The following is a 26,758-nucleotide window of genomic DNA, read 5'->3' as shown; positions in this document are numbered from 1 at the left end:
TGACGAAGGACTATTCTATTACTGTAGTTGCTGATGGACACACCACCGCCGATAGACCCATGATCCCAGCTCGACAGGTGATTCAGTATTTTAATTGGCTATGGTCAGAAATGACGCCAACACAAGGTATGATCAAAGTTGAATCTTGTCATGGTATTTTAGGGACTTATGTATGAGTAGATATACAATATGTGGTACACAAAAGAAAGAAAATTATCATTTTTTATTGCTTTGACCTATGTCAGTATAGGTACTTTATCTGTATGTTCGATTTATCCTGACGATCCGTTTAATAACGAATGGTTTCTCGTAGGGCTTGTATTTACATTTCCGGTAACGATTGTAAGTTTTGGATATCGTTATGCCGAAGGGGATCTACTTTACCCCGTGTTTATCATTCAGGCAATTATGTTTGTGCTTACTTTTTTTATCCTGAGTCATCTATTAAAGGTAAAAAACAAATTAAAAATAGCTATTGAAAATGAGAATGAAAAAATTTTGATAGTAGGCACGAGGACCTCGTCAGTTTAATTTGGTTAAAAGGATTGGTTGACGATAGGTTTGTAGACCCTATTTTAAATATCGCCTTAAACCAAGAAATATACAGATGGTATGATGATGAGCTGGAGCCAACGTTACGAAAATGTGTTCACGCATTAAAAATCATCGATTCTGAGAAGGCTAATATAGCTTTAAAGAAATTGCAGGATTTGAATAACGACAATGTGAATTTTGCACTTGATATGTACGACTGAACATAACTCAGTATCAGTATAAGCTTGTAGAAAATAGCAGAGTCTTCATCAGTTTATACTGTTCGGTAAATTCGTTCATTTGTCAGATATTTCGGGCGTCCAAAATTGGTTTTAATGCAAATATTCCGTTTTCTTTATTGATAGTCTTCATCATTCCATATCAACAGTTCGCCGATTCTTTCAATATTTAAATTGTTGTCCCGATTTATCCTCTCCAGTCTTACTTCGAAATTTTCTAATTCCTGTTTTACAACTTCAATTGCTTGCTTTAGAGATGCGATTTCAAATGAAACCAATACATCTTTTGGTGTGGGGGCAAAGTGTTCGTCAAACTCTTCTACTGTAAAATCAAGCATAATTATGTTCGTGTCCACTTTTACTTTTGGTTGCGGATGTCCTGCATAAAAGCCATCTTTTCCATTTGCAAGTTTTTCCCAATAATGGATGTCTGAAAGATCACCACAACATTGTGGAAAATATTTGTCCTGCTGGTCAATTCGAAGAACATAACCTCCAAAAAACGCACTTGCTTGTTCTCGTTTGTATGTTCCTGCCCTCATTTCGTGTGTATGGTCAATTACTAGTTTCGTTAAATTGCTGTCTGTGATTTCAGAAAGTCTGTAAAATGATGATCCGGCTAAATATGGGATTAAATCGTCTTTAAAACCTGCTTTTTTGTAGCTTTCAGCATTATATTTATCCCATAACATAGGGTAGTCCCAATAAGGATATTTGTCTGGTGTTGGAATGCCCTGATTGTTATATCCAATTTCTATTACAGGTATTAATTCTAGTGCCATTGTGTGTCTATTGGATCTTGTGTTATAAACCGACCGAAACCTAGGCAACGTTGCGTGCCTTTTTGAGTAAATATAATAAAAAGGAAAAGCAAATCTTTAAATATACTAACAGCTTTCAGCTGAAGTAACTTTGGACAACAACTGTACTATTTTCCTTATGAATTATTTGACTTACGTGATCAATTTAATGTTAGCGAATAGAAGATAGAAAACGGCAGGAAGCCTGTCCAATACTGAACGGCTAGTGTTCAATAACGGTCAGTATTAAAAAAGGGATTTGTTCCTAGTATGCTGGCCAATAGGATGTTATTTTTTTGGCAGACCATTTGGCATCTCCACCAAAAATATACAATTAATAAACGATGGTAAAACCTATCTCAAATATGTTCGAAAAGACTTATAAATATGTATTGATTATACTATTCAGTTTGTCATTTATGTTGACCTATGGACAGCGTAAACAAATTATGGATAGACCCAAAGTTGATGAGCGTATTGAGATGCTAAGTATTGTATTTAGACTTGCCGGCAACCAAGAGTATAGCTCAGCTATTTTTAAGCGTTATGTTGATCGGATCAATGAACACTATGGTCCTTTTAGAGAACACGAATTGATCACTTTTGTCAATAAGATTAAAAATGAAAATGGTATAGGCTACGATGCCGTGATGAGCATGGCCGTACATCTTGATGATAAGTTCAATCTTAAGCAAAAAAATATTGACGAAACTCTGGACAAAAGATGGAGTAGAGCTAATGCCCTTCAATTTGCGACACTGTTAAAGAAGTTTTACAAGGACAGTAATAGTAAACGATTTTTTCAGGATAACCAGGCACTGTACAGTGAGGTACAAAAGCGCTTTCTTCCAATTTATGAACATATTGAATTGGACTGGTATCCTAAATTCTATGGTAAGAAACCATCCGAAAAGTTTTTGATTGTAAATGGTCTAGGGAATGGTGGCGGTAATTATGGGGTAGCGATTAAAAATCCACGGGGTCATAAGGAAGTCTACGCTATTATGGGCACATGGAGTATGGACAGTCTTGGCATGGCTGAATTTCCATTACAGAGCTATTTCCCTACATTACTTCACGAGTTTAACCACTCCTTTGTTAATTATTTATTAGAAAAAGACACCACTATTTTTAAAGACAGCGGCGAAAAATTATATGTTGTTGTAAAAGAAAAAATGAATCGGCAGGCATACGGTAGCTGGCAAACGATGCTTAATGAGGCATTGGTTCGGGCTGCGGTTATTAAATATCAGAAAGATCATCATTTCAGCTCCGAAGAAACCTCAAAGGAAACCAATGAACAGCTAGATAGGGGATTTCTTTGGATTGAAAAACTCGTTGATGAACTAGAAAACTTTGACCGTCAGCGCGACAAATATCCTACTTTGGAAAGTTATATGCCTGTACTTGCTGAGGCTTATCAATCCTATGCTACAAATATTTCTTCTTTAGATGAGACTTTTGAAGAAAGGAGACCAAAAATTATTTCTTTTGAGGGTATTCAGGATGGACAGACAAATGTCAACAGCAAGTTAGGAGTGTTGAAGATAAATTTCGATAAGCCCTTATTGGGGCAGGGGCGGTCATTTAGGGGGATTTCCAAAGAAAGTTTTCCGATGATAAAAGGACATCGCTATTCTCCAGATAAGAAATCCGTACTTATAGATTGGGAATTGGAACCAAACAAAACCTATGAGATCATCATTACAGGAAATGCATTCCGGACTGCAGATGGAATACCGATGAAAGACCATTACCTAAAATTCAATACAAAGTAATTTACTACTGCTTTGGGCAATATTTGACCATAGACATAATCAATTGTGGCAAAGGTAACTCACATTATCATTGTGAGTGTTAAATATTGTAGAGAATTATTTGGACTAATTAATGTGTCAATTAATTATGTTTTAAGAAATGCTTTTGATGCAACTTTTTTAATATCTTTGCTGAGTAACTTCATTTTATGAAAAGAGCTATTTTTTACCATTGTGCTCAGCTATTTTTCTTAATTCTAATTTTATTAATTGGAGGATGTTCCAAAAAGGAGAATATTGCGAGCAAAACCGATGAATATATTGATCAGGCAGAAATATTAAATCCTTTGAATCTTGTTGTAAGTGCTGCAAACAAAGATTTAATAGAGTTATCTTGGGATAAGGTGAACAGCTCGCATTTTAAGTCAGTATCCTATGCGATATATGTAGATAATAAGCTTGTAGTGAAGGATCTTAGTATAACAAAATACAGCTTAATTAATTTGCTTGGCGATACAAATTATAAGATCCGTGTAATTGCGAGTTCCCAAACGGGAATAACACAAGAACAAAGCATAGATGCAAAAACTGTTGGAGGCAGTACAACTAACGGAAGTACCTATGTTGAATACAAAATTCATACGCAATCACGTATAACGGGCAATAATAGCATCCGTCTTCTGGAAGATGGTGGACATTTAATCTGTACATTTTTGCAGCATGAGGGTGGAGAAACAAACTTTAAACTGATTGTATATCGTACAAATAATAAAGGCCAGATTATTTGGTATCGCTTGATCCAGGATCTAAATTATTATGATTTACCACCACATGTAGTGTTGCCTGCTAAGCAAGATGAAGCTTTCATTATTGTTAAACACGATATTTATGTCATTGATCAGACGAATGGTAAACTGAAATTGGAGAAGCCCGTTTCGATAGATTTGTCTCCGAATGATTATGTTTCATCAGTTCAGTTTGACGCGTCACATAACATGATCATGGGTACAGGTGGGGGTGAGCTGTTAAAGGTTACTTCCAGCGACCTTAAAGTTGTCTGGAAACGTAAAAATAGCTCCGTTGGCATTTCTTCAATTCAGTTAGACAATGCGCAACAGATCTATTATAGTTTGCTTGATTCGGAAGCAACAAAAATTAAGGTGCAAAAAACAGATCGGGATGGTAATGTGCTGGCTACTTTTGAGTTTGATGGAAAGCTTCCTGGCGATTACGAACGTCAATACCATATGCCTATTTTACTGAAAGATAAAAATGATATTTTTTATCTCTGGGGTTTTGACTTCTATTCCTATTCGTTAAGGTATGTCAAATTTGATAAGAATGGCAATGTCAAGGCAAAATTGGGTGAATACGTCAATTTAAAGCCCGCAGGAGCTTTTTTTGATAATGATAGCAATATTGTGGTCTATGGACAGCAAGAGGGTGGTGGAATAACCACTTATGGTACTATAAATAAGTATGACAGTGATCTGAAGCTCTTATCGACTTTACAATATCCTAATTTGGAGATGCATATGTTTAAAAATATGACCCAAAATGTCGATAATTCATACAACCTGTTTTTCTATTATATACAAACCTGGTCCTATGAAAATTTGAACTTCATTTATATTAAAACAAAATCAAATGGGCAACTTTAACAAATACCTTTATCTACTGGGGCTTGTTTTTCTTATGTCGGCCTGTAAAACTGAAAAAAATGAGGTTTTTCCACGTGTTATTAACGAGGCTATTACTAGTGTCCGGGATAAAGAAATTTCAATGACCTATCAGATTTCCAGCCTTGGATATACAAAATCGGGCGTCAGGTACTATAAAAAAGATAACCCTGGTCAAGGAAATAGTGTTGAGGCTGTTCGTGACGGCGATATATTTCGACTCACATTGAATGAATTGGATCCCGAATCCACTTATATTTTGGTGGCCTATATCGAATATAACGGTAACACAATCGAATCTGAGCATAAAAATGAAATCACCACAACTGCTCCATTCCCAGAAGATTTTACGCTATTCTGGCCTACACCTGTGGCAACTTATGATGAGACTGGCAGGTTTACCACCGTTGTAGAAGGCAAGAATCTCCAAGATATCAATTTGCGGGATCTTAAATTTCTTTATTGGATGGATACATTGCATATGGACTACCCGAAAGCAACAAAAAATGGAACTTATCAAATCACTTTGTCAGGGTATTATCCCTATAGAGATGGTAACCATATGTTACGTGTTCTTTATAAAGAAAAGGAGATTATTGGGCAGGCAATTGATTTTGTTTATAAGGGGAAAGACTTGGCTATTGATTTGAAAAAGACCCATTGGAAAAATAATTATCCTGCCATCTGCAATGAACAGATTTATTATTTTTGGGAAAAATCGGTTTCACTCTACGATCCTGAAACGAGCACTTTACAAAATATTGCGCATATTCCCGATACGATGAGGCTCGTTCCTATGAGATCAGTGACTTTAGGAAACAAAATATTTTTTCAAACGCAGCCAGTAGGCCACATATTACCTTCTCTGGAGCCAGATATTTACAATGGTTATGAACTATTTTGTCAATCTTTTGACGTAAATAAACGTGAGTTTACGAAGTACTATTTCAGTCGGCCTCAAATAAAGGAGGCACATGGGTATAGTAATTTAGCGATTTTTGTTCACAATAATGCGGTCTATCAAACGTACACACTTACAATGAATTCTCGTGGAGTAAAGAATATTGTGGCCAAGTATAATCCGACAAAAGACAAATTTGAAGAGATCGGTACTTTTGATCGCAATTTTACCAGCGATTGCTTTGTTTCTATAAAGGGCAAATTATATGCGCTAGGTATTGCGAACGTGTTTGACCAAGGCTTCAATATTGGATATACATTCACAATATATGCAGTCGATGAGAATAATTTTAAATTGACGGAATTATATCGTATAGGGACGACTAACCAAACATTTCCTCATGGAGCTGTGAGTGCCATTAACTATAATGATGAGATTGTGTTGGCGCTTGATGTCAATAATTTTATGATTTACAATATATCAAAAAAAACGCTTAGTCCTCTTCGCTCGAATATTGTCTCCGATCACACGTATTTCTTGGGAATGTTCACCTATAAAGATAAATATTACGTCAATTACGAAAGCTCGATTTATGAAATGTCCATTCAATAAAATTGCTGTAAGCTTGATGTTTGGGATTGTATTATTCCTGATCAGCTCCTGCAAAAAGGAAACCATATACAACGAAATAGATGCTTTTGCAGATATTCAAAATAAAGTTACTTTAGATAAAGGCCAGTACATACTGTCTTTTACACTTGCTTCATATCCATATAGTAAAGTTGAAGTATATGTACACGATGATCTTGCTGTTATGTACAAACAGACGGGAGGAAAAATCTACAATGCCGTGAGTCAAAGTAACAATAAGTATAGTGTATTCTTTTCCCCTTTAGAAAAATCGAAAAAATACTATTATCAACTGATTGTTAACGACAGCAATGGCAATACAGCGCGTTCAACAACTTTTAATTTTACAACTCAACCTTAATATCCATGTATAATAAATCTACGTTATTTTGGTGTTCATTTCTTTTTGTTTTTTTTGAAAGCTTTTTATTTGTAGCCTGTTCAAAGAAGGAATATCAGGATGTCCTGAAAACAGTATATGAACCTAAGGCCGAGCCCACTGAACTATATGACGAATTCACCGTCCAGCTAAAAGGTAGCGCCTTACAAAAAGGAGAAACTGGCAAATGGAGTATAACTAAAGGAACAGTGGTAGAAGATTATGTGAAAATAGATGATCCTAGTAACCCTAATTCATTTTTTAGGGGAATACCTGGTGAGGAATATGAACTTACATGGACAGTAACACGTCTCAGTAATAGTAATACGGCCACAGTGAATGTTAAAATACCCGAGTTACATATCGAGATTAAAGAAAATACACCTTCATCTTTTAAGACGATACTTCACTTTGCAGTGGATCCTAAATATAAAGGTAAATGGTCTTTCGATAAAGCTTATGGTCACCTACATAGTACATACCACGACGGATTGGCTAGACCAGTAGAAGAAAACCCTACTATTGAACTGCATGGTTATTCGAATACCAGCTACCAAGTTACCTATACGATGACTTATGCTGGGAAAAATTATCAGTTCACCAAAAAGGTACAGACCGGCGAATATCAGGAAGACGAGGCATTAAATGAATTGCAAATGGGGCGCGGTGGGCGTGTTGTTGAAGATAAGGACGGGCATATTATTGAAATGAATATGCAGGCTTCAGGTATAGCACATCGTTTTAATGATCCGGGCTCTTTTCCTGCGCTTAAGGCATTTAAATATCTGAGGAAGCTTATTTTAGGTGGATCTTCATTGAAAGATGTTCCGACTATTTTCGGCGATCATTACCTTGCTCTTGAAGAACTTAGTCTGGATGGGGTAGGCTATTATCTTACCATTCCCGATAATTTTGGCAATCTAACCAAATTGAAATCATTTCACCTCACACCGATGCGAACACCCGATTTGGGATATACCGTGGTATTGCCAAGAACTTTTGGAAATTTAAAGTCGCTCGAAACCCTTATTATGCGGTATGTAGGAGATGTAGATTTCAACGGCACGTTGGGTAAACTGGTCAATTTAAAACACCTCGATTGCTTTGTTACTCAAATCCCTTCAGACTTTGGAAACTTGACTCAATTGGTTTCTACAGAAATTCTAGCTCAGCAAGCCTATATCCCGTCAAGTTTGAGTAAATGCCATAATTTGAGGTTCGCACGGTTCAGTTTCGTATATCCGGGATCATCGCCAGTCACACTGCCATCCGATATTGACAACATGGTCAAGTTAGATACATTAGAAATTTATGGAGAAAGCAGGCTTCAGCAGCTGCCACAATCTTTTGGTAACCTCAAGAGCTTAAAACAACTTTGGATTCAAGGAGAAAGCTTGCAATCTATTCCTGATAATATTGGAAATTTGTCTAATCTTAGATTCTGGTTAGTGGGCGGTAATTTTAAAACTTTACCGGCTTCGATTGGTAACCTTAAAAAATTAGAAGATCTTTGGCTTTCCCCATCAGTGGAGAAGCTTCCAGATGAGTTTGGCGGATTGAGTAGTTTATCCTACCTGAATATGGAGAATAGTAAACTGACAACTCTACCGGAAACATTCGGAAAGCTTAAGAGCCTGAAGGAAATCAATGCAAGGGCATCTTCGATTACTGGTTTTCCAAGCAGTTTTGGACAATTGGACGGTCTGCTAAAACTGGATTTCAATTATAGCAAGCTCAAGAAATTTCCTGTAGAGATTTGTGCTTTGAAGGCCGTGAATAACGTTATTTTGAACGGTACAAATTTGGGTCGACTTCCCGATGAAATTTATTCCATGCGCTCCGGTGTGATTTTTATGCTATATCAATGTTTGAATATGGACTATGATCAATTAAAGGAAATCACTGCGAAAAGAGATGGTCTTGTATTTTATTATTGATAAACGGAGCATTTTTTATATGAACATGTCTAGCTTTGCATGCTAGCTTCCTCCTTAATAACAGCAGGCCTTTCCAAAAGAAGGAAATGAGACTATGAGGTTGGTTATTGTTGTCGGTTTAATGTAATATGTTAAAGTCGTCAATCTATCATTAATTGTTTCCTTAGCTCAGCATACTCTTTGAGAGCTCCATCGGGTATACCTTTATCCCTTGCAATCAATTCTCTATTTCGTATAAGTATTTCCGTAGGATAGCTATCGATATTGAATTGTTCGGTGAATCTTCCATCTGGATCGTATAGAAAATTAATTCCTTGCAAAGCTTGGTTATGGATTGTATAATAGTTCTGGAAGGCTGCGTATGAATCTATTTTCCCGTTAACGATAACATAAATAGACAGATCAAGGTTTTTGATTGCCTGTAAATATGTTAATTTTTTGAGACATGGACCACAGGAAGTAAACATAAAGTCCATTAGCACAGGGCGCTCAAGATGAATGTTTACAGAATCTTTTTGGACGGAAACAAAAGGGTGTAACGTAATACTATTCAAGCTTAATGAAGTTTCAACAATTTCTTTTCGGACGATCAATTTGGGGTAAATTCCAAAAGAATAGAATAAAATGATAAAGGAGCTGACCGATATCATGATCATACTTTTTTGGGGAAGTATTATAAGGATAACGAATGCGAGAAAAAAGAGAAATGTTATAAGTGGAAAAACAAACGGTACTAGGCCATCGGAATTCACTTAAAACCCAAAAACAGTTAAAAATAAAATCGGTAATACTGTTAGTATTTTATTTTTTTTAATAGGAATTACTCGGTTCATTAAAAATAAACCGAATAAAAACAGAGAAAAAATTGGTAAGTATTTAAATCTGACATCGGCCTGAAAATATCCACTCCGAAGTATGAACATCGGGACAACCATTACGTAAATACAATGTACTACATAGGATAAAATTTTACCCGCTTTGCTCATAATCCTCTGTTTTGTTAAAGTTTTTATTCCGAATATTCTTCAACCAAGTACGAATAATATAGTGTTAATTTAATAAAAAGAGCTTTATAATTACGAGGCCAAAGCAAAATTTGGACTAATTTTTTATTTATGCAGATAGGTTATTTATCTCTAGAAAGCATCTGACTCGTATCGTCAAAGATGTCACAGGACTCGGCCCCAAATCCATATTAGAAGAAATTGCTATCTCTGAAGCTGTTATTTTGATGAATGTATCAAGTCTGTCTGTGAAAGATGTGATGCAGGAACTAAATTTTTCAGATTATGGTACTTTCAGTAAATTCTTTAAGTTACATTTAGGGCAGTCGCCTATGACCTATCGCAATCAAAGTCTTTAACAGTTGATAGCAAAAAATCTGCGCGTGTATTTGCATGTAAGAGGTCTTGACTTAAAATTCAAGCCGATGCCAACATTTCACAACTACTTCCATTCCCTAAGTGAATAGGATATTCGAAAAGGCAAAATAGGAGTAGATCAAGCTTATCCTGCCTAAAAAATAATACCGTCGGGCATACTGAGTTTGTAAATGAAAATAGATGTAAGTAGATTCCGATTCTTCCAAAATTTTCCTAACATTTGTATATATTTAGGAAATACCAGCTATAATATGAATTCTAAATCAAAATTGATATTTTTTGTTTTATTTTTATTAACTCTAATCTTAATAGTAGTGGTGTTTTACGTCACTTTTTCCAATGTAGTCGTTCCACGCTGGAATACATTAATTATCCCTGGGCGTGTCGTTAAGATCTCCGTCATGATAATACTATCGATTTGGTCAATATGGCTGGGAATAGTTTTCTTGTCAAAAATTACCAAATCTCGAATCCGATCGTATATAAATTTATTGTTGAATAGTTGACCAATGGATAAACCAAAGAATTTAATTAACATTTTATATTTGAAGCGATTTTTATTTCTAGTTTTTTGCCTTTTTAGTCTGCAGTTAACTGCTCAGGATCTTTTGGGGTATGAAGCTATTCTGAGTAGCTCTTCAAACAGTGTAAGTTCTATAAATAATCATCATCCTAATGATCGAATCTCTTTTGTTGAGCTGAGTACCAAAGATATTCCTCTTTTAAATGATTGTTCTGATAGCCTATATAAGGTTCGCTATTTAGGGCTAAAATTTGAAAATCAGTCCCAATTAGATAGTCTTTGTCAATCATTGTATTTATTTCCCCATGTGGAGGCTATTGTCTTTAAGGAATTTAGAATTAGTAATGATACTTTGCAGCCTGTAGGTATATTACATCTTGACGACACTTTTTATAAACAAAATCGGTTGAGGGCAATAGCATTTGAGGGAAACACTAAAATAAACTTGGCTGGCGAAATTGCGAACTTGAATAAGTTGCCCATGCTGCACTATTTAATTTTCAAAGCTTTCCCGGGACAGTATATCCCAAAAGGTTTAAAAGAAAATCATCGATTGAAAGGTATTTCGCTTGATTATAAGCCTTTATTGGATCAATTTGAATTTCCGCCCCAATTAATCGAAATAGCTATTAACGCCACTTCGCCAAGTGATCGCATTGATCATGTATTGGATATACTACCCAATAAAGAGCGAATTGAAACACTCAGTTTAAGCTACTTCAAGGTTAAAGACACAGCAATATATTCAGACCGAGGATTCAGGTCCCTTAAAACCTTAAAATTAAATTTTAATGATATCGATGACCCAGGACGATTGATGAATAATTTCAGTAGCAGCACTCAATTGAAATATCTGAACTATTCAAACGGACCTCTAAAACAGATTTCTTCCTCTTTATTTCAATTCAAAGAATTGCAGGAATTGCAGATTAAAAATACAAAGTCTGCATTTTACCTTCCCAAAGAGTTAGCCCAGTTAAAGAAACTTCGTCTACTTGACCTATCTGACAATGCAATTGATAGCCTGCCGGATGCCTTGTTTCAGTTAACTGCATTAACAAATCTAAACCTGTCCTACAATAACCTTGGGTTTCTTTCAAATGAGCTGGGAAAATTGACGGGTATAAATACCTTACAGCTTCAAGGAAATAAATTACAGCATATTCCGGTTACGATCAATGGTCTTCATCGATTACACGAGTTAAATGTGCAAGCTAATCCGATAGCTACACTACCGTCGTTTGCTGGAATGAAAAACCTCGAAATATTAAATTTAGCGTATTGCAATTTAAGTCGTTTACCTGAAGACATCGGTACATTGTTGAGTTTAAAGAATTTTGATGTAAGCGATAATTTTCTGAAAGCATTACCAGTAAGTATTACAAAGCTATCGAAGCTCGAAAAATTAAGAGTGTCTACGAACTTACTGGAAAAACTACCCTTGCATATGGAGGGGTTGGCCAATATCCGGGAACTATATGTCGATGTCAATCACCTGAGTGAATTACCAGTTTCTATCGGTGATATGAAACAGCTGAGGATTCTAAATATAAGTCACAATGATATAACTGTGCTTCCTGAATCGCTAGGTCAACTTGTCAATTTACATGCGTTTTATGCGATCAATAGCCGCCCTTCACATTATAGTGTTTATGATTCATCAAGAGAAATCTATCGTAAAGATGAGCCAAAAACCAACCGTCAGCTTGCCAGTACAGCTCTTCGTCGTTTTCCAAATGATCTGAAAGAATGGAAGAATATTAACACTATTCTAATATCCAATAATGATTTCTCATCTTTTGAAATAGTAAAGTCATTATTCACTATTCCATCGACTTCATATGCTATAGATCTTTCTCATTGTAATATTTCCACTTTACCTTTAACGGGATGGGAAAGATTTCTTGGTAAGGAACTACTTTTGATGGACAATAATATTAAAGAGGTTCCAAAAGAAATGGTCTTAGCACCACTATTGGAAAGCTTGAGTTTCCGACGAAATAAACTGCCAGAATCGCCCAAAAATCAAAACTCTTATGCAGAAAAGCGTAGCGGTGTAATGCTGTATTTCCAACAGATCGGTCTGATGGACATGGATGATCTGCCCAATGATAATAATATGGTCAATGCGCTTGTGGAGCGGAGTAGCCAATCCTTTATTTTTGACAAGGATTATAAGACAGCTGTTGAGTTGGCAGATAAGGCCTTTGAACTTAATCCAGATCTAGCTAAAAAAACGCTCAATTTTAGAAATATTGGTGAGGCACGATTCAGACGGGGCGATTATAATGGTGCAATATTCGATCTGACGAGAGCTATTCAGCGCGACACCATAGGGCCGATTCGCATAATGAATTTTGTTGTCCCCGAATTTGAAAATAGAGCCAGAAGTTATCTCGCCGTCAAGGATACCCTAGCAGCAATTCAAGACTATCTCACCTTGTCGAGGCAGTTTAGAATTGAAAGCTGGGTCGACGTGGGGCTCTTGTATCAGAAGACTAACCAGAAAGAAAAGTCTCGCGAGGCATCTCAGAAAACAATAGATTATTACCTCAAGCGGATTGCAAATGAAAGGGAAATTCAAGCGAATAAAGAATTGTATCGGCTATGTATTCTGGAAATCTATATCGTATCCAATCAACAACAAAAAGCTAAAGAATATGCTGCGGAGATAGGTTCCGACATAAAAGAAAAAGATCTAACACCTGTTTATCTTTATTTAAATTCAGTGATAGACATAGCTGAAAAGAAAAAACCTCGTTTCGATCCATCATTATTTAAAGATAAGGCAAGTAGAAGCTGGGGTTACGATTTGTTACTGGAATGGACCGATAGTGCTATTATTAATAATGAGCAAAAAATACAGATACGTGATTTGACTTTTGCTATGGAAAAGCTGCGGTGAATCATTTCGAATTAAAATGTGTAATATGGACCTTAGTGGAGATTTTGGGCATTGAGACTATGAGATTCCGAGGCGAATTGACCACTTTAAATAAACCATAAAAGTAAGTGAAAATGGTTTTGAGACTTTTCAGCGTAACATTCAAATGGTCAAAATTGTCCGGATTAACTAGTCATCGGTTTTCGAATCTGGATAGTCAACGGCCCTGAAATCTCCAACTTGGCTACAGGAAGCCGAATACTCGCTTTTTAGCAGTAGAAATATTGAATCGCATGTTGATAGAAAAAAATTACTAGATTTGAATGTAAATTTTATCTACTTAAACTGAAAAGCGAAAAGTCGCGCATTAATCAATGAACTCCGATCAACAGATTTGGCAAATGTTTCAAGTTGGGCATGAACCATCGTTCAAAATACTTTTTGAACGATACAACCAACTGTTGTTCAATTATGGGTTCAAGTTTACACAGGATGAGGCGATTATCGAGGACAGTATTCAAGAGCTATTTGTTAAGTTATGGTGCAACAGGGATAATTTAAGCACAGATGTTGCGGTCAAAAATTACCTATATAAGGCTTTCCGTCGTACGTTGGTAAAGAAAATCGAACAATCTCTTCGGCGGACAGAAGTTACCAATTCCTCCGTTGATTATTTGCCATTTACCATTGAGCTTCCACATGATCTTACTATAATCCGTCAGGAACGTGCTACTAAGGTCCGGGATAAGCTCGATCAAGCACTGCAACAGATGACCGCTCGTCAGCGCGAAATTATTCATCTACGTTTTTTTGAAGAGTTGCCCTATACAGACATAGCCGAAATTATGGGACTTTCGACCAAAGATACCTATAAACTGTATTACCGTGCGCTAGACAGTTTGAAAAAACACTTTGGCAGGTTTGGTCTTTTGGTACTGCTCTATTTGCTCAACCAGCTACGATATCAATAAATCTTACATCTAACTGTAAGTTTTTCCACAATATATAAAATAACCAGTATTAAATTATCCTGAATGGCGTTTAGGCCTTTTGGGTTGATTTGACTGGCATTGCTATTTTAAAAAAAAAAAAAATTATTGGGGTAAAATTTTTGTGAAGGGTGTAACCTATATAAAACAGTATGAATTCTAGGTTAGCAAAATATAAAGATTATACGGCGACTGATTTTTTTTCGGATGAAGACTTTGCACAGTCTATGTTTCAGAATGAAGCTGCACAACAGGATTTTTGGCAGGAACTGGGCAGCCATTATCCAAATTTGGCCGCCGAAATGGATATGGCAAGATCGTGGATGCTGTTAATTAAAGCGCAGGAACCTGTTCAAAGCAGCTTAAATAGTCATCAGCGTTGGACGAACATTCAAAGCCAGATTCCAGTTTATGAGAGGAAGCAAGTACAAAAATCGATTATTAGAACAATTCTCCGATGGACAGCTTCAGCGGCGGCACTATTGCTTCTTGGAATATTGAGTTATGAAATTAGCCAATTTGGTACAAAAGCAGCGAATACCGCATTTGGTGAACAACGTGAATTAGCACTTCCAGATTCTTCTATTATCAAATTAAATAGTAATTCCCGCATTTCCTATGTACGCAGTTGGAAAACCGATAAACCGCGGGAAGTCTGGTTTGAAGGGGAAGGTATGTTTGAGGTAAAACATACAGCAATTAAAAATCGCCTCCGCGAAAACGATCTCTTTGTCGTGCATGTGGGCAAACTTTCATTGACGGTGTTGGGGACAAAGTTCAATGTGAAGGATCGCCGTGGACGCATTGAAGTGACCTTGTTTGAAGGGAGCGTACGCGTTCAGGGGCAAAATGGAGAGGATCATGTACTGGCACCAGGGGAGATGTTCATCTACGACGAAAATTTAAAAACTAATGAGATCGTTTATAACGATGCTAACAAAGTGCTATCCTGGACTCGGGGCGAATTGAGCATTGAGCACAGCAACTTAGCCAATATAGTAAGTGTTTTGGAAGATAACTATGGCTACCAAGTCGTGGTTGAAGACCCAGCATTGCTCAATAAGCGGTTTACCGGTGTTATACCAGTAAAAAAGATTGATGACATTCTCTTTGTTATCAAACATACGATGAATGTAAACATTGAAGTGAAAAACAAACAGATTGTAATAAAACCTAACTAAAAACAACTATTAATCAATCAAAATTTATGAAAACTAAACTTCTTGTGCCTATTGTCTTCCTGGTGAGTACCACAGGTAGCTTTGCACAAAAAAGAGCTAGTCTCGGGCAGGCTCTTAGCGAGGTAACTCGCATTTACGGAACGAAATTTTCTTATGAAGAGGGACTAATCCGCGATTCTTTTGTTAACAGTGATCTTATCCCGAAAAATAAGAGAATTCCTGTGGAGACTGTATTGAAAGAACTTCTCTATCCAAACAATTATCTCTTTCTCTACGTTCAAAATAATTATTTTACCATTATTCGGGACAATAGAGATAAGAAAAGTAAAGATGATGATGGGCTGTATTGGAAGACTATCACAGGTTTTGTAAAAGATAATAAAGGTACGCCCTTGGTTGGTGTAACTGTCATGTCCGATGGACATGCTGTGCGTACAGGGGTGACCTCAAGTAGTGATGGTGGCTACACACTTCGCCTCACCGAACCTGCTGATGCACTGATTTTTTCCTACATGGGGATGGAGCCGCAGCGAAGGGTAATCGGTAGTAGTAATCAGATTAATGTGACGATGGAGCAGGTCGTCAGTGTGTTGGATGATGTTGAAGTGGTATCTATGGGTTACACTAAAATCCCCAAAGAGACAGCTACCGGTTCATTTGGAAACGTGACGGCCAAACAATTACAGGAAACACCAGCAATCAATATCCTTGAACGAATACAGGGGCTCGTACCAGGGATGTATGTAGATCCACGAACAAATAACATACAGATACGCGGTATAAATAGTTTTGGTACCGGAGGAACTCCAAAAGAACCATTGATCGTAGTTGATGGATTCCCGATGGCAGAAACAGTTGATGCCCAGTTTTCGCTTACAAATAAAGGCAATACACAGAGCTCTGGTGGTGCGGTATTAAGCCGAATAAATCCGAACGACATCGAAAGCATAACTGTATTGAAGGATGCTGCGGCATCATCAATTTGGGGTGCCAAAGCCGCAAATGGGGTAATCGTTATTGAAACTAAAAAAGGAAGAGTTACCCCAACATCAATCAATTTCGGTACTTCCTTAAGTATCGCCTCTCCGGCTGATCTGAATAAAATGGACAGGATGTCTTCGTCGCAATATATTGACCTTGAAAAACAATTGGTCGAGGAAGGCTTTATAGCAGACAATATCGAAAAAAATAGCTGGGACGCATTTAATAGTAGCAAACCTCACTCTGAATCACTCGAATGGATTTTTCGTGCAATACGGGGGACAGCAACTGAGCAGGAACGCGACGCAGCACTCTCAAGACTTGCATCTACTGATAATCGTAATCAAATCAAAGACTATCTATTGCAGAAGGCGACTTCCCAACAGTATAATCTTTCAATCTCGGGAGGAGCCAATAAAAGCACCTACTTTGTCTCCACCAATTATACAAAAGATGTCCCCGTGTTTCGCGCAAATAAAGCAGAAAGCTTTAATACAACGGCTAATCTTACCAATATGCTTTTCAACGATCGGGTTAAGCTAGCTACTGGTATTACGTATAATTATGGAAATTCCATTGGTAATTCTGCCGTAATCAATGCCCTATCATCAAATATTAGTTCAGGCGGCCTTCTCCCTTATGATCTGTTGAAAGATGAAAGCGGAAATAACATACGACGTTATATTCAATTTAGACCTGAGGTTTCGCGGGATTTTGAGAACAAAGGTTATATGGATTGGGCTTATAATCCAATAGAAGAGCTCAGTGCTGCAAATTATAATAGTCAAAATCATGGGTTGCGGATGCATATGGATATCAATACCAAACTGACCAGTTGGGCAGATCTCTCGGTAATGGGGCAATGGCAGCGGCAAATGAACAACACGGAAAATGTTGACGGGGTAAATAGTTATAGCCAGAGAAATCAGATCAATATCGGTACTACGTTCAATGCTAATGGAAATTATGTATATGGCTATCCGATGGGAGGTCGATTGGGCATTCAGAATTACAATGGTTCCCAGTACGTTTTCCGTTCACAGCTGAATATCAACAAAGCTTTTGGCGGGGCTATGGAGCATAATTTGAATTTTCTCGCCGGTGCCGAATGGAAACAGAATAATTACCGGTCATCCGGAGATAACTACTTAGGATTCAATGCTGATACCTATTCATTTGCCGTTATAAATCCAAGAGGAAGTTACCCGACAATTTATGGTTGGGATAATTATTTCAGTTCCAATGCTGCCATTGCAAAGAATAGAAACCGAGCGTTATCTTACTATTCCAATGGCGCTTTTTCAGCCTTTAACGGTAAATATGTACTTTCTGGAAGCATTCGATTTGATGATTTTACGCTAGTAGGTGCTTCTAAGAGTGAGCGCGGTAAGCCACTTTGGTCTGTAGGTGGAAAATGGGATGTTAAAAAAGAAAACTTCTTAAAGGAATCAACATGGGTAGATGCTTTGGGGATTCGTATGACTTACGGAGTCAATGGTATTTTGCCAACAGGTGCAAATAGGGTTGTTGTGATCAATACTAGTAATGATAACATTACAAATGAAGTAACGGCAGAAATTGTATCTCCTGCTAATAGTCAGATTAGCTGGGAAAAAGTCCATACACTTAATATTGGAGTAGATTACGGCATCTGGCACAACAGACTACAGCTTAACGTAGATTATTATACGAAGAAATCTTCTGATATTATTTATGATTTTCCGTTCAACCCAACCTATGGCTGGACGCGTCTGAAATTTAATAGCTCGACAATGTCGGGGCAAGGCGTTGATTTAGGCTTAAGGGCTGTTTGGTTGCAATCTAAGGTAAAATGGAATACATTATTCAATTTTGGTTATAACAGCAATAAAGTCACAGATTCGCGTTTCAGCAATCCGACTCGGGTGCTTGACTACATCAATGGAACTATTCCGATTGTGGGAAATTCAACAGATTATGTCTATGCCTACCGTTGGGCAGGACTAGATAATCAAGGACGTTCGCAGGTATACAAACAAAATGGAGAAATTGTCAATGCTGACGCACCTGCTACAGCTCTTTCACCGGAAGACCTTGTGAAAGTGGGGCGTACCACACCGCCCTATTTTGGTGGACTATTCAATACATTCTCCTATCGTAATTTTACCTTGGGAGTTCGTATAACCTACGAATTGGGACATGTATTTAGACGACTTTCCGTACAAAACTATCCAGATTATGCTCCCTATTCGGGAGTCATCGGTCTTCAGTCCGATCTAGCAAAGAGGTGGCGTCAACCTGGAGATGAAGCTTTCACAAACGTACCAGGACTGAGTAAGCAAGGTTACCAATACAATAGTTTGTCCCGTTATGCCAATTCGGATGCGTTGGTAATCAGTGGCAGTAATGTTCGCTTGCAGCAGATTGATCTAGGTTATAGTTTTCCATTCAAAACCTTGGAACGTACACCGTTTAAATCTGTAAACGTAAATGCGAGTGTTCGTAATCTGGGCTTACTTTGGCGTAAAAATAAAGATGGAATTGATCCAAGTTATCGCACATTGAATAGTTATTCAAATCTTCCGCCTTCACCAACGTATTTTATGAGTCTAAACCTATCTTTTTAAACCTGAAATCATGAAAATCAAAAATATTATCCTCTATTGCCTACTATCCTCGGGCGTATTATTGGCAGCTTCATGTCGGAAATTTGTAGAAGTAGATCAGTATGATAAACGTACCCTGAAGACAACCGACGATTTTCGTTATCTTCTCAACAATAAGGGTAACTTTGAAAGTTCGTATATACTGCCACTTATCACAAGTGATAATATCGCTGCGGAAGTCCCAACTACAGCTTCATTGGCCTGGGGTGAAAATTACCAAAGAGCCTATATTTGGAATGACTATTTCTATGTAGACAATCAGCAAGACGTAGCCTGGAATAACCTGTATAAGCAGATTTATATTGCCAATGAAATTCTTGACGGGGTGATGGAAAGCCAAAATGGCACAACAGCACAAAAGCTTGCTGTTGCTGCTGAAGCTCGCGTTCATCGTGCGTTTGCCTATTTTTCTTTAGCCAATCAGTATGCCCAAATATATGACCCCACAAAGGCCGAAAGCCAGCCCGGATTACCATTATTGCTGAAAGCAGATCTTTTTGAAAATCTAAGTCGTGTGTCGCTAGCTCGTATTTATGAACAGATGATCACAGATTTAAGTTTGGCTACGGAAAATCTACCTAATTATCCGACTTTTAATTACCATCCTTCCAAAATTGCTGCTTATGCCTTGTTATCAAGAGTATACTTGACAATGCGTAATTTTGAAGAAGCTGGTAGATATGCCGACTTGGCCTTAGCTTTAGATCCTACAGTGTATAATCTGGAGGACTACGTTTCAGGCTCCTATCCTCGATTGATTGATGATAAGGAAGTACTCTTGTCAAAGTTAAGCTCAGGATTTATACGCGGCCCGATAAATCCTGAACTTATCGCACTGTACAAAGCTGATGATCTTCGGCTGAAATTATTCATTGGTACCGATGTCAATACCTATAAAGGATCGGTATATATCAAACCTTTATTTAATAACCCTTATTATTACAACTCTTATGTAGGTTTGAATAGCCCCGAAATCATTCTCAATCGGGCAGAGGTGTACGCTCGTCAAAATAATGCGGCCAAAGTAGTCGAATTGCTAAATCTATTGCGTAAGAAGCGTTTTGCAGCAAGTAAATACATCGCACTTTCACCGACAGATATCAGTGGTGACTTACTACAGTCGGTCGTCGACGAGCGCCGTCGCGAATTTGTTGGAACGGATCTACGTTGGTACGATATGCGCCGCCTGACGTTGGATGGTAATTATTTTAAACCTGTTAGCCGTACGTTAAATGGACAAACTTATACCTTGACGGCTTCAAGCCCACGTTTGATATACCCCATTAACCAGGAAGTTTTGACTCTCAATCCTGAAATTGGCCAAAACCCCAGATAATTTATATAAGATGAAAAAACAGATGATCTTTTTAGTACTGTTGTTTGTCCAGGCTGTGTTATATGCGCAGCCTCGATTTGACAGCAGCGTTTTCAAACCAGCAAAGCCCCAAACGACAGCGCCTGTTCAGGTGGTCTACAGCGCCAAAGACAAGGATCTTGAATTTAGTGATGCAATACATGCGACATTCTTTTTGTTTGAAGATTTTGAATGGAGGCAGATAAGCCTTTCCATGCAGAAAAATGCGACAGGGCTATGGACAGTAGCGGTACCGGTTAAACCGACGACCGCTTTTATAGCCGTAAAATTCTATCAGGGAGAAGTTGATCACCCGGATGCAATTGACAACAATCAGGATCGTGGCTATGCTATTGCTCTAGCTGATGGAAAAGGAAATTCCGTAGCGGGGGCATATTTGGGAGAAGCTGCTTTTCAGGTACCTGCAATAGCAGGTGGTGGAATCTTCTCTTATTATAATAATCAGCCTCCTGCGATGCCAGCTGCCTATCTGAAAGGATTAGCTGAAAAAGAATTTGCTTTGTCGGGAAAACGTTACCTGCGCTATTTTCAGCCATTTATGAACTTACAAAAATTGGCTTTGGAAGGCGAATTTCCGGCATACGCCAAGAAGCTGATTAGTGATCAACTTAAACAAAAGGCTATCTCTGATCAAAACCTTAACCAACTTTATAGTTTTGCGAGCGCGCGGCTTCAGGATAAAGCATTGACTCAATTGATCGAGCAACGTGTAAACACCGACTTTCCAACTGGTGCGACGGCCCGGTTTATTGCTTACAGCAATACCATGGGAAGCAGTCCAAACAAAGCGGAGGTAATTGCTTCGTATGAGAATTTTTTACAACGTTTTCCTGTTCAGCAATGGCGTCAGCATCCCAACGGTCAGGGGTTTATCTATTATGCAGTATACCGTGGACTCGGATCGGCTTACTTCGACTCCAAACAACTTGACAAGTTCGCGAAACTGTATGACGATATTGATTTCCGTACAGGAAACGAATTGATGCGCTGGAATATCATGCGTGCATATATGTTTAAAATGGTGGGTAAAGATAGCCTTTATCAAGTATCCGAAGCAATTCTGCCCAAATTGATCGACCGTAAAGGAGACAATTCTTATCAGGAAGATTTTGATCGGCAGACACAGGCAGATTCCAATGTCGCTAAAAATTTGGATGACCGTCTTTTTACCCATATTTCTTTACTAAATGACCTTAAAAAGTATCAAGAGGCCCGAAAATATTTCTTACTGCTTTCCGAAGATGGTAAATACAATAATGCCGAACTCAATGAAATTAATCTTCAGGTGCTGGAGGGCTTAGGCGATGACAAACAAATTTTACCCTTACTCGAGATGAGTGCAAGATACAATGCAATGACACCGCGTATGTTTGATAAGCTCAAAGCAATTTACTTAAAAGGACATGCTGACGATGAGGCTGGTTATCAGACGTACTTGGCGGGATTAAAATCCAACGAGGAAAAAGCAGCCATGCAGGCCTATGTGGATCACAATTGGGTCAATCATCCTATGCCTGATTTTCGATTGGAAACTGCCGAAGGTCTATTTATTACGCCAGAAGATTGGAAAGATAAAATTGTTGTCGTGGATTTCTGGGCTACCTGGTGTCGTCCATGTATTATGGCCTTTCCAGGCATGCAGCTTTTGGTCGATAAATATGCGCAGGATAAACATGTTGCCATTTATATGCTAGGTACCATGCAGACCGGAAATTATAAAGATAAATCAGTGAACTATGTTCGTGGAGAAGGTTTTCGTTTCAATTTGTTGCATGATTCGGTCAACCCACAGACGAATGAGCAGGATTTGGTTTTCAAACAATTGGTTCCTCTGTTCGGTGACTCATCTATTCCGCGAAAAATCATTGTGAAAAATGGTCGGGTGCGTTATTGCTCGGGAGGTTATTCAGGAAGCCCCAGCAAATTGATGGATGAACTTTCCCTGGCTATCGAGATACTTAAAAACGAAAAATAAAATATTAAAATATTACGCAATATGAATAGGAAAGCAACGAGTTTACTCGTCGGCATGCTTGGTCTAGGATTGTCTTTGCAGGCTCAGATGAATCCAAAATATAAATTTGAGGAGGCACTGAAGCTTATCCAGCAGAATTATGTCGACCAGGTCAATGAAGAACATCTGGTGGATGCGGCGATCAAAGCGATGATAGCAGATTTAGATCCCCATTCACACTATACCAGTCGTGAGGAGGCTGAACAGATGCGTGTCGCCATGAGTGGAAGCTTTGCAGGGATAGGCATTCAGTTTCTAAAAACAAAAGAGCAGACTTTTGTCACCAAAGTCAATCCTGATGGACCTGCCATGCGTGCAGGAATACGTGTCGGTGATCAGATCCAAGGGATAGACGGAGAAAGCATCCTTGAACAAAAATGGGGCAATAAGGAGATTATGGAAAAATTACGCGGTGAAAAAGACGTGCCAGTACTCCTTACAATTGCGTCTCCGGGAAGTAAGGAAAGCAAGAATATCAATATTGTTCGCGAAAATATATTGGAGAAATCGGTTCGAGAAAGTTATATGGTAGATCAGGAGATCGGCTACATTGCGCTTTCAATTTTCAATAGAACTACACGTCAGGAGATTGATGCTGCTCTAAAAAATCTGAAAGAACAAGGAATGAAAAAGCTGATCCTTGATTTGCAGAGCAATGGTGGGGGCTATGTCGAATCTGCGATTGGTGTTGCCGATGAGTTTTTGCCTAAGGAGAAAATTGTCTTTTATTCAGTGCCCAATGAAGGGGGAAAAGACTATTACTTTACGGGCGGATTTGGTCAGTTTTACGAAGGACAGCTTGTAGTCCTTATTGACGAATCAACTGCTTCGTCCAGTGAAATTGTCACAGGAGCACTTCAGGACTGGGATCGTGCTGTAATTATCGGGCGCCGCAGCTTCGGAAAAGGCTTGATGCAGAAACCAGTACCGCTATCGGATGGCTCAGAAATGCAGCTTACCGGTGCGAGATACTATACTCCATCAGGGCGTTCGATCCAAAAGCCCTACAATAAAGGCAAGGATGATTATTTCCAGGATTTTAACCGTCGAATGGAATCAAAAGAATTATTGGAAGAAGGACATATTTCCTTTCCGGACTCTTTAAAATACACGACACTTGGAAATAAAAGGATTGTTTTTGGGGGTGGTGGAATTATGCCAGACCGTTTTGTTCCCATAGATACCAATGAATATAGTACCTGGATGGCACAACTGATGAACAGTGGACTCGTTGCCAAAGGTGGATTCGAGTTTGTCCAGCAAAATCGTGAGGCTCTGCTCAAAGCGTATCCAGACTTCAAAGCATTCAACATAAGGTTTAAAGTTCCAAAAGAAGTACACCAGCAACTGATCACTGCCGCAAACAAAATTGCTGTAGCAATTCCACCTGCACAACAGCTTGACGCGCATGCTACTATTGATGTTGAATTTAAAGCACAAGTAGGTTCATTGTTATATACTGGCGGTGATTACATGGCCCGGGTCCGGAACGAATCCAACCAAAGTTTTAAAGAAGCATTGTCTGTACTACGGGATGAAAAACTTTACAAACAATTATTACAGACAGGAACTGTGGGACAGTCTGCTAAAAACAGTCTGACGAAATTAGTGAAATAGATTTTTGAACGAGAAAACTAAATAATTATGAAAAATATGAAATGGGTGCTAGCTTTAGCTTGCGTATTGCCAGCATTAGGATATGCACAACAAAATTATACACTGCAAGGAGCAGTGGGCAAGTTAGACAAACCTGCGAAGGCATATCTGCGTCTTAATTACGACGGAAAAGAACGCATTGACTCCGTTGAAATGAAAAATGGAAAATTTGAATTTAAGGGAAGCATCCCCTCCCCGATGGAAGCGCATTTGCGCATTATCCACGACAATGCTCCTTTTGACCCAGCTAAACCACCGAAACAAGACATTCTCCCTTTTTTGATTGAATCGGCGACAATTAAGTTTATAGCAGCAGATTCCATCAAACATGCAAAAATCTCTGGATCCCCTTTAAATGCAGAGAACGACCGGGTAAATGCTTTATTAAAACCGATATACGATCAATATGAGGTTTTAAATAACGAATATAAAGCTAAGTCGCTCGCAGATCAGCAAGATCCTAAATATATCAAGACATTGGAGGATCGTGCAAATGCGATACAACAACAGACCATCGATGCGAAATTGGACTATGTGGCCAAAAACCCGAAGAGCTATATGGCTTTAATGGCTTTTAATTCAACGTTACCCCCTGAATTTGATGCACTCAAAGCCGAGAAGATATTTGCTACACTCGATGCTAGCTTGCAGAATTCTATTCTGGGTAAGGACTTGGCTAAACGTATAGCGTTAGTCAAAAAAACAAGCGAGGGGGTAGAAGCCCAGGATTTCACACAGCCTGATGTTGATGGCAAGCCTGTGAAATTATCCGATTACCGTGGTAAGTATGTCCTGATTGACTTTTGGGCATCCTGGTGTGCGCCATGTCGACGGGAAAATCCGAATTTGGTAAAATCCTATACTAAATACCAAAAAAAAGGATTTGAAATTCTAGGCGTATCCATGGATAAAGCCGCTGATAAGGCGAAATGGTTAAAAGCAATCCAAGATGATGGACTTACGTGGAAACAAGTGGGAGATCTCAAGGGATGGGAAAATGAAGCGGGGCTAATGTACGATGTGAAGGCTATTCCCATGAATTTTTTGGTAGACCCTAATGGTAAAATCATTGCGAAATATTTGCGTGGTGAAGAATTGGATAAAAAATTGGAGGAAATTTTTTCCAAATAGTTTTTCAATATGCTGAGTCCTAACCTAGGTTTGCATATGTTTCGTTAGAAAAAGAAGGCTGTCGTTGAGTACAGCCTTTCTTTTTGATTTTAATGTAGAGATTACGCTATGTGGCAGAAGTGTCTATAGCTAGCGTTAAAGCTTAAATGTGTCAATATTTGTCTAATTTGTTAGAAAACTTCTGAGGGTTTCTTTATTTATATTTTTAAATAAAGTTTTGATTAATTTTCCTTTGCTATCCAATAATATAAATGCAGGTATATTTTTGGAGCTCAGATATTGCTGCTGAATTTTTTGGATTGTAAACTTATCACCGATTTTCGGTAACTCCCGGTTACCGCTTATATAACCTTTCTTTTTTCAGGCATTATTTCTAAAAACAATATGCTATTGGACGCTGTCCAATAAATGGAACATAAAAAAAGCAAATGAATTTTGATATCATTAAGTGTGAAGACCTGGAGCAGGCTATACATATACCAAATACGACGGAAGACCATAATGAAGAAACCTGGTTTGTGAAATTTGGTGAAGAAATAATAGGAGTAGGGCTTTTTTCAAAATACAGCGGGCGTTGTGTTTTGGCAATTGTTGGTGATGCTTATGATGATAAGAAAATAATTGGCGATATCAATTCACACGATAAAATTATTATTGAAGGATTGAGCATAGCGTTTGAAGGGTATTTAAGATCCATTCTCGGTGATGTAGTGATTGGCGAAAAGAAAGTGGATGATGAGTAGTAATAATGATATATATAGAAAGACCTTCAAAATTTTAGGCTGTTTATAAGATCAAAGTGATCAATTTTAAGAATCAGTTTTTAAAATAGCAAATGATACAAAAACCTTTTACTTTTTTTTTCGCAATAAAAATCTTTCATTTGTATAGAAGAGAAAGTTGTGATGATAAGAAAAGATCTTTTGATCGAAATAGCTGAAGAGCTAGAAGATTACTGTACCAATGAATCGGTGAATGGTACGCTCACTGATTTTTTAAAATACATGTATCTCAAAAATTCAATTGGGATGACCCAGACACGTAAAGTTGGGGGAGAGCATGCTATTGTCACAGAAAGAGATGTCCCGGCAGAAGATTTGGGTAAACTTCTTTTGATGATGAACCGTTATGCGAAACATTA

Annotated in this window: 19 protein-coding genes and 1 pseudogene; 17 read left to right on the top strand and 3 right to left on the bottom strand. The window is 38.0% G+C overall.

Features of this window, described 5'->3' with window-relative positions; all coding sequences use genetic code 11:
• Window positions 1–189: 189 nt before the first annotated feature.
• A complete protein-coding gene (locus tag B3C94_RS10790; protein ID WP_293903317.1) occupies window positions 190–531 on the top strand; it encodes a hypothetical protein in 342 nt (113 codons plus the stop codon).
• Window positions 532–889: 358 nt separating this feature from the next.
• Here B3C94_RS10790 and B3C94_RS10785 read toward each other — a convergent pair whose 3' ends face one another.
• Window positions 890–1,555 (bottom strand): hypothetical protein, encoded by a 666-nt coding sequence (locus B3C94_RS10785; RefSeq protein ID WP_293903314.1) that lies wholly within the window; start codon window positions 1,553–1,555, stop codon window positions 890–892.
• 383 nt (window positions 1,556–1,938) lie between these two features.
• Here B3C94_RS10785 and B3C94_RS10780 point away from each other — a divergent pair, with 383 nt between their 5' ends.
• The 5 genes from B3C94_RS10780 (at window position 1,939) to B3C94_RS10760 (ending at window position 8,856) form a co-directional block, all read left to right on the top strand.
• Window positions 1,939–3,351 carry a DUF4932 domain-containing protein gene (locus B3C94_RS10780; protein ID WP_293903311.1) on the top strand — a complete coding sequence of 471 codons (1,413 nt, stop codon included), beginning with the start codon at window positions 1,939–1,941 and terminating at the stop codon, window positions 3,349–3,351.
• 188 nt (window positions 3,352–3,539) lie between these two features.
• Window positions 3,540–4,991 carry a hypothetical protein gene (locus B3C94_RS10775; RefSeq protein WP_293903308.1) on the top strand — a complete coding sequence of 484 codons (1,452 nt, stop codon included), beginning with the start codon at window positions 3,540–3,542 and terminating at the stop codon, window positions 4,989–4,991.
• Window positions 4,978–6,522 carry a hypothetical protein gene (locus B3C94_RS10770; RefSeq protein WP_293903306.1) on the top strand — a complete coding sequence of 515 codons (1,545 nt, stop codon included), beginning with the start codon at window positions 4,978–4,980 and terminating at the stop codon, window positions 6,520–6,522. Before B3C94_RS10775 ends, B3C94_RS10770 begins: the two co-directional genes overlap by 14 nt.
• Window positions 6,503–6,901 (top strand): hypothetical protein, encoded by a 399-nt coding sequence (locus B3C94_RS10765; protein ID WP_293903303.1) that lies wholly within the window; start codon window positions 6,503–6,505, stop codon window positions 6,899–6,901. Before B3C94_RS10770 ends, B3C94_RS10765 begins: the two co-directional genes overlap by 20 nt.
• A 5-nt stretch (window positions 6,902–6,906) precedes the next feature.
• Window positions 6,907–8,856 carry a leucine-rich repeat domain-containing protein gene (locus B3C94_RS10760; RefSeq protein ID WP_293903298.1) on the top strand — a complete coding sequence of 650 codons (1,950 nt, stop codon included), beginning with the start codon at window positions 6,907–6,909 and terminating at the stop codon, window positions 8,854–8,856.
• A 140-nt stretch (window positions 8,857–8,996) separates the two neighbouring features.
• Here the strand turns inward: B3C94_RS10760 and B3C94_RS10755 are convergent, their stop codons facing one another.
• Window positions 8,997–9,506, bottom strand: coding sequence for a TlpA family protein disulfide reductase (locus tag B3C94_RS10755; RefSeq protein WP_293903295.1), 510 nt, complete (start codon window positions 9,504–9,506; stop codon window positions 8,997–8,999).
• A gap of 461 nt (window positions 9,507–9,967) precedes the next feature.
• Between B3C94_RS10755 and B3C94_RS23530 the strand changes: the two genes are divergently transcribed.
• Entirely contained in the window at window positions 9,968–10,219 is a 252-nt protein-coding gene (locus tag B3C94_RS23530) for a helix-turn-helix domain-containing protein (protein WP_414712661.1), read from the top strand.
• Between the two features lie 341 nt (window positions 10,220–10,560).
• Here B3C94_RS23530 and B3C94_RS10750 read toward each other — a convergent pair whose 3' ends face one another.
• Entirely contained in the window at window positions 10,561–10,776 is a 216-nt protein-coding gene (locus tag B3C94_RS10750; protein WP_293903292.1) for a hypothetical protein, read from the bottom strand.
• A 7-nt stretch (window positions 10,777–10,783) separates the two neighbouring features.
• On the opposite strand from B3C94_RS10750, the gene B3C94_RS10745 reads away from it, so the two are divergent.
• From B3C94_RS10745 to B3C94_RS10700, 10 genes and pseudogenes are all read left to right on the top strand, one after another.
• Entirely contained in the window at window positions 10,784–13,666 is a 2,883-nt protein-coding gene (locus B3C94_RS10745) for a hypothetical protein (protein ID WP_293903289.1), read from the top strand.
• Between the two features lie 353 nt (window positions 13,667–14,019).
• Window positions 14,020–14,616 carry an RNA polymerase sigma factor gene (locus B3C94_RS10740; protein WP_293903286.1) on the top strand — a complete coding sequence of 199 codons (597 nt, stop codon included), beginning with the start codon at window positions 14,020–14,022 and terminating at the stop codon, window positions 14,614–14,616.
• 170 nt (window positions 14,617–14,786) lie between these two features.
• On the top strand, window positions 14,787–15,815 hold the full coding sequence (locus tag B3C94_RS10735) for a FecR family protein (RefSeq protein ID WP_293903283.1): 1,029 nt from the start codon (window positions 14,787–14,789) through the stop codon (window positions 15,813–15,815).
• Window positions 15,816–15,841: 26 nt separating this feature from the next.
• Window positions 15,842–19,402 (top strand): SusC/RagA family TonB-linked outer membrane protein, encoded by a 3,561-nt coding sequence (locus tag B3C94_RS10730; protein WP_293903280.1) that lies wholly within the window; start codon window positions 15,842–15,844, stop codon window positions 19,400–19,402.
• A 10-nt stretch (window positions 19,403–19,412) separates the two neighbouring features.
• Window positions 19,413–20,777, top strand: coding sequence for a RagB/SusD family nutrient uptake outer membrane protein (locus tag B3C94_RS10725; RefSeq protein ID WP_293903277.1), 1,365 nt, complete (start codon window positions 19,413–19,415; stop codon window positions 20,775–20,777).
• Window positions 20,778–20,787: 10 nt separating this feature from the next.
• Complete coding sequence (locus B3C94_RS10720; RefSeq protein ID WP_293903274.1) at window positions 20,788–22,791, top strand: TlpA family protein disulfide reductase; 2,004 nt, start codon at window positions 20,788–20,790, stop codon at window positions 22,789–22,791.
• Window positions 22,792–22,812: 21 nt separating this feature from the next.
• Window positions 22,813–24,447 (top strand): S41 family peptidase, encoded by a 1,635-nt coding sequence (locus B3C94_RS10715; protein ID WP_293903271.1) that lies wholly within the window; start codon window positions 22,813–22,815, stop codon window positions 24,445–24,447.
• A 27-nt stretch (window positions 24,448–24,474) separates the two neighbouring features.
• The gene (locus B3C94_RS10710; RefSeq protein WP_293903268.1) at window positions 24,475–25,617 is read left to right on the top strand and encodes a TlpA disulfide reductase family protein; all 1,143 of its coding nucleotides are present in this window, start codon (window positions 24,475–24,477) and stop codon (window positions 25,615–25,617) included.
• 428 nt (window positions 25,618–26,045) lie between these two features.
• Entirely contained in the window at window positions 26,046–26,360 is a 315-nt protein-coding gene (locus B3C94_RS10705; protein WP_293903265.1) for a hypothetical protein, read from the top strand.
• 159 nt (window positions 26,361–26,519) lie between these two features.
• A pseudogene (locus tag B3C94_RS10700) lies at window positions 26,520–26,758 on the top strand (MarR family transcriptional regulator); the annotation flags it as partial.

The sequence above is a fragment of the Sphingobacterium sp. UBA5670 genome (assembly GCF_002420705.1).
Taxonomy (GTDB): Bacteria; Bacteroidota; Bacteroidia; order Sphingobacteriales; family Sphingobacteriaceae; genus Sphingobacterium.
This window is presented reverse-complemented; position numbering and strand designations above follow the sequence as displayed.

Bases quoted from the DNA above. Each gene is read 5' to 3' on its own strand.
- B3C94_RS10755 (WP_293903295.1), bottom strand. From the start codon at position 9,506: ATGATATCGGTCAGCTCCTTTATCATTTTATTCTATTCTTTTGGAATT.
- B3C94_RS10725 (WP_293903277.1), top strand. From the start codon at position 19,413: ATGAAAATCAAAAATATTATCCTCTATTGCCTACTATCCTCGGGCGTA.
- B3C94_RS10715 (WP_293903271.1), top strand. From the start codon at position 22,813: ATGAATAGGAAAGCAACGAGTTTACTCGTCGGCATGCTTGGTCTAGGA.
- B3C94_RS10750 (WP_293903292.1), bottom strand. From the start codon at position 10,776: ATGTTAATTAAATTCTTTGGTTTATCCATTGGTCAACTATTCAACAAT.
- B3C94_RS10705 (WP_293903265.1), top strand. From the start codon at position 26,046: ATGAATTTTGATATCATTAAGTGTGAAGACCTGGAGCAGGCTATACAT.
- B3C94_RS10710 (WP_293903268.1), top strand. From the start codon at position 24,475: ATGAAAAATATGAAATGGGTGCTAGCTTTAGCTTGCGTATTGCCAGCA.
- B3C94_RS10775 (WP_293903308.1), top strand. From the start codon at position 3,540: ATGAAAAGAGCTATTTTTTACCATTGTGCTCAGCTATTTTTCTTAATT.
- B3C94_RS10780 (WP_293903311.1), top strand. From the start codon at position 1,939: ATGTTCGAAAAGACTTATAAATATGTATTGATTATACTATTCAGTTTG.
- B3C94_RS10790 (WP_293903317.1), top strand. From the start codon at position 190: ATGTGGTACACAAAAGAAAGAAAATTATCATTTTTTATTGCTTTGACC.
- B3C94_RS10760 (WP_293903298.1), top strand. From the start codon at position 6,907: ATGTATAATAAATCTACGTTATTTTGGTGTTCATTTCTTTTTGTTTTT.
- B3C94_RS10735 (WP_293903283.1), top strand. From the start codon at position 14,787: ATGAATTCTAGGTTAGCAAAATATAAAGATTATACGGCGACTGATTTT.
- B3C94_RS10720 (WP_293903274.1), top strand. From the start codon at position 20,788: ATGAAAAAACAGATGATCTTTTTAGTACTGTTGTTTGTCCAGGCTGTG.
- B3C94_RS10740 (WP_293903286.1), top strand. From the start codon at position 14,020: ATGAACTCCGATCAACAGATTTGGCAAATGTTTCAAGTTGGGCATGAA.
- B3C94_RS10765 (WP_293903303.1), top strand. From the start codon at position 6,503: ATGAAATGTCCATTCAATAAAATTGCTGTAAGCTTGATGTTTGGGATT.
- B3C94_RS10770 (WP_293903306.1), top strand. From the start codon at position 4,978: ATGGGCAACTTTAACAAATACCTTTATCTACTGGGGCTTGTTTTTCTT.
- B3C94_RS10730 (WP_293903280.1), top strand. From the start codon at position 15,842: ATGAAAACTAAACTTCTTGTGCCTATTGTCTTCCTGGTGAGTACCACA.
- B3C94_RS10785 (WP_293903314.1), bottom strand. From the start codon at position 1,555: ATGGCACTAGAATTAATACCTGTAATAGAAATTGGATATAACAATCAG.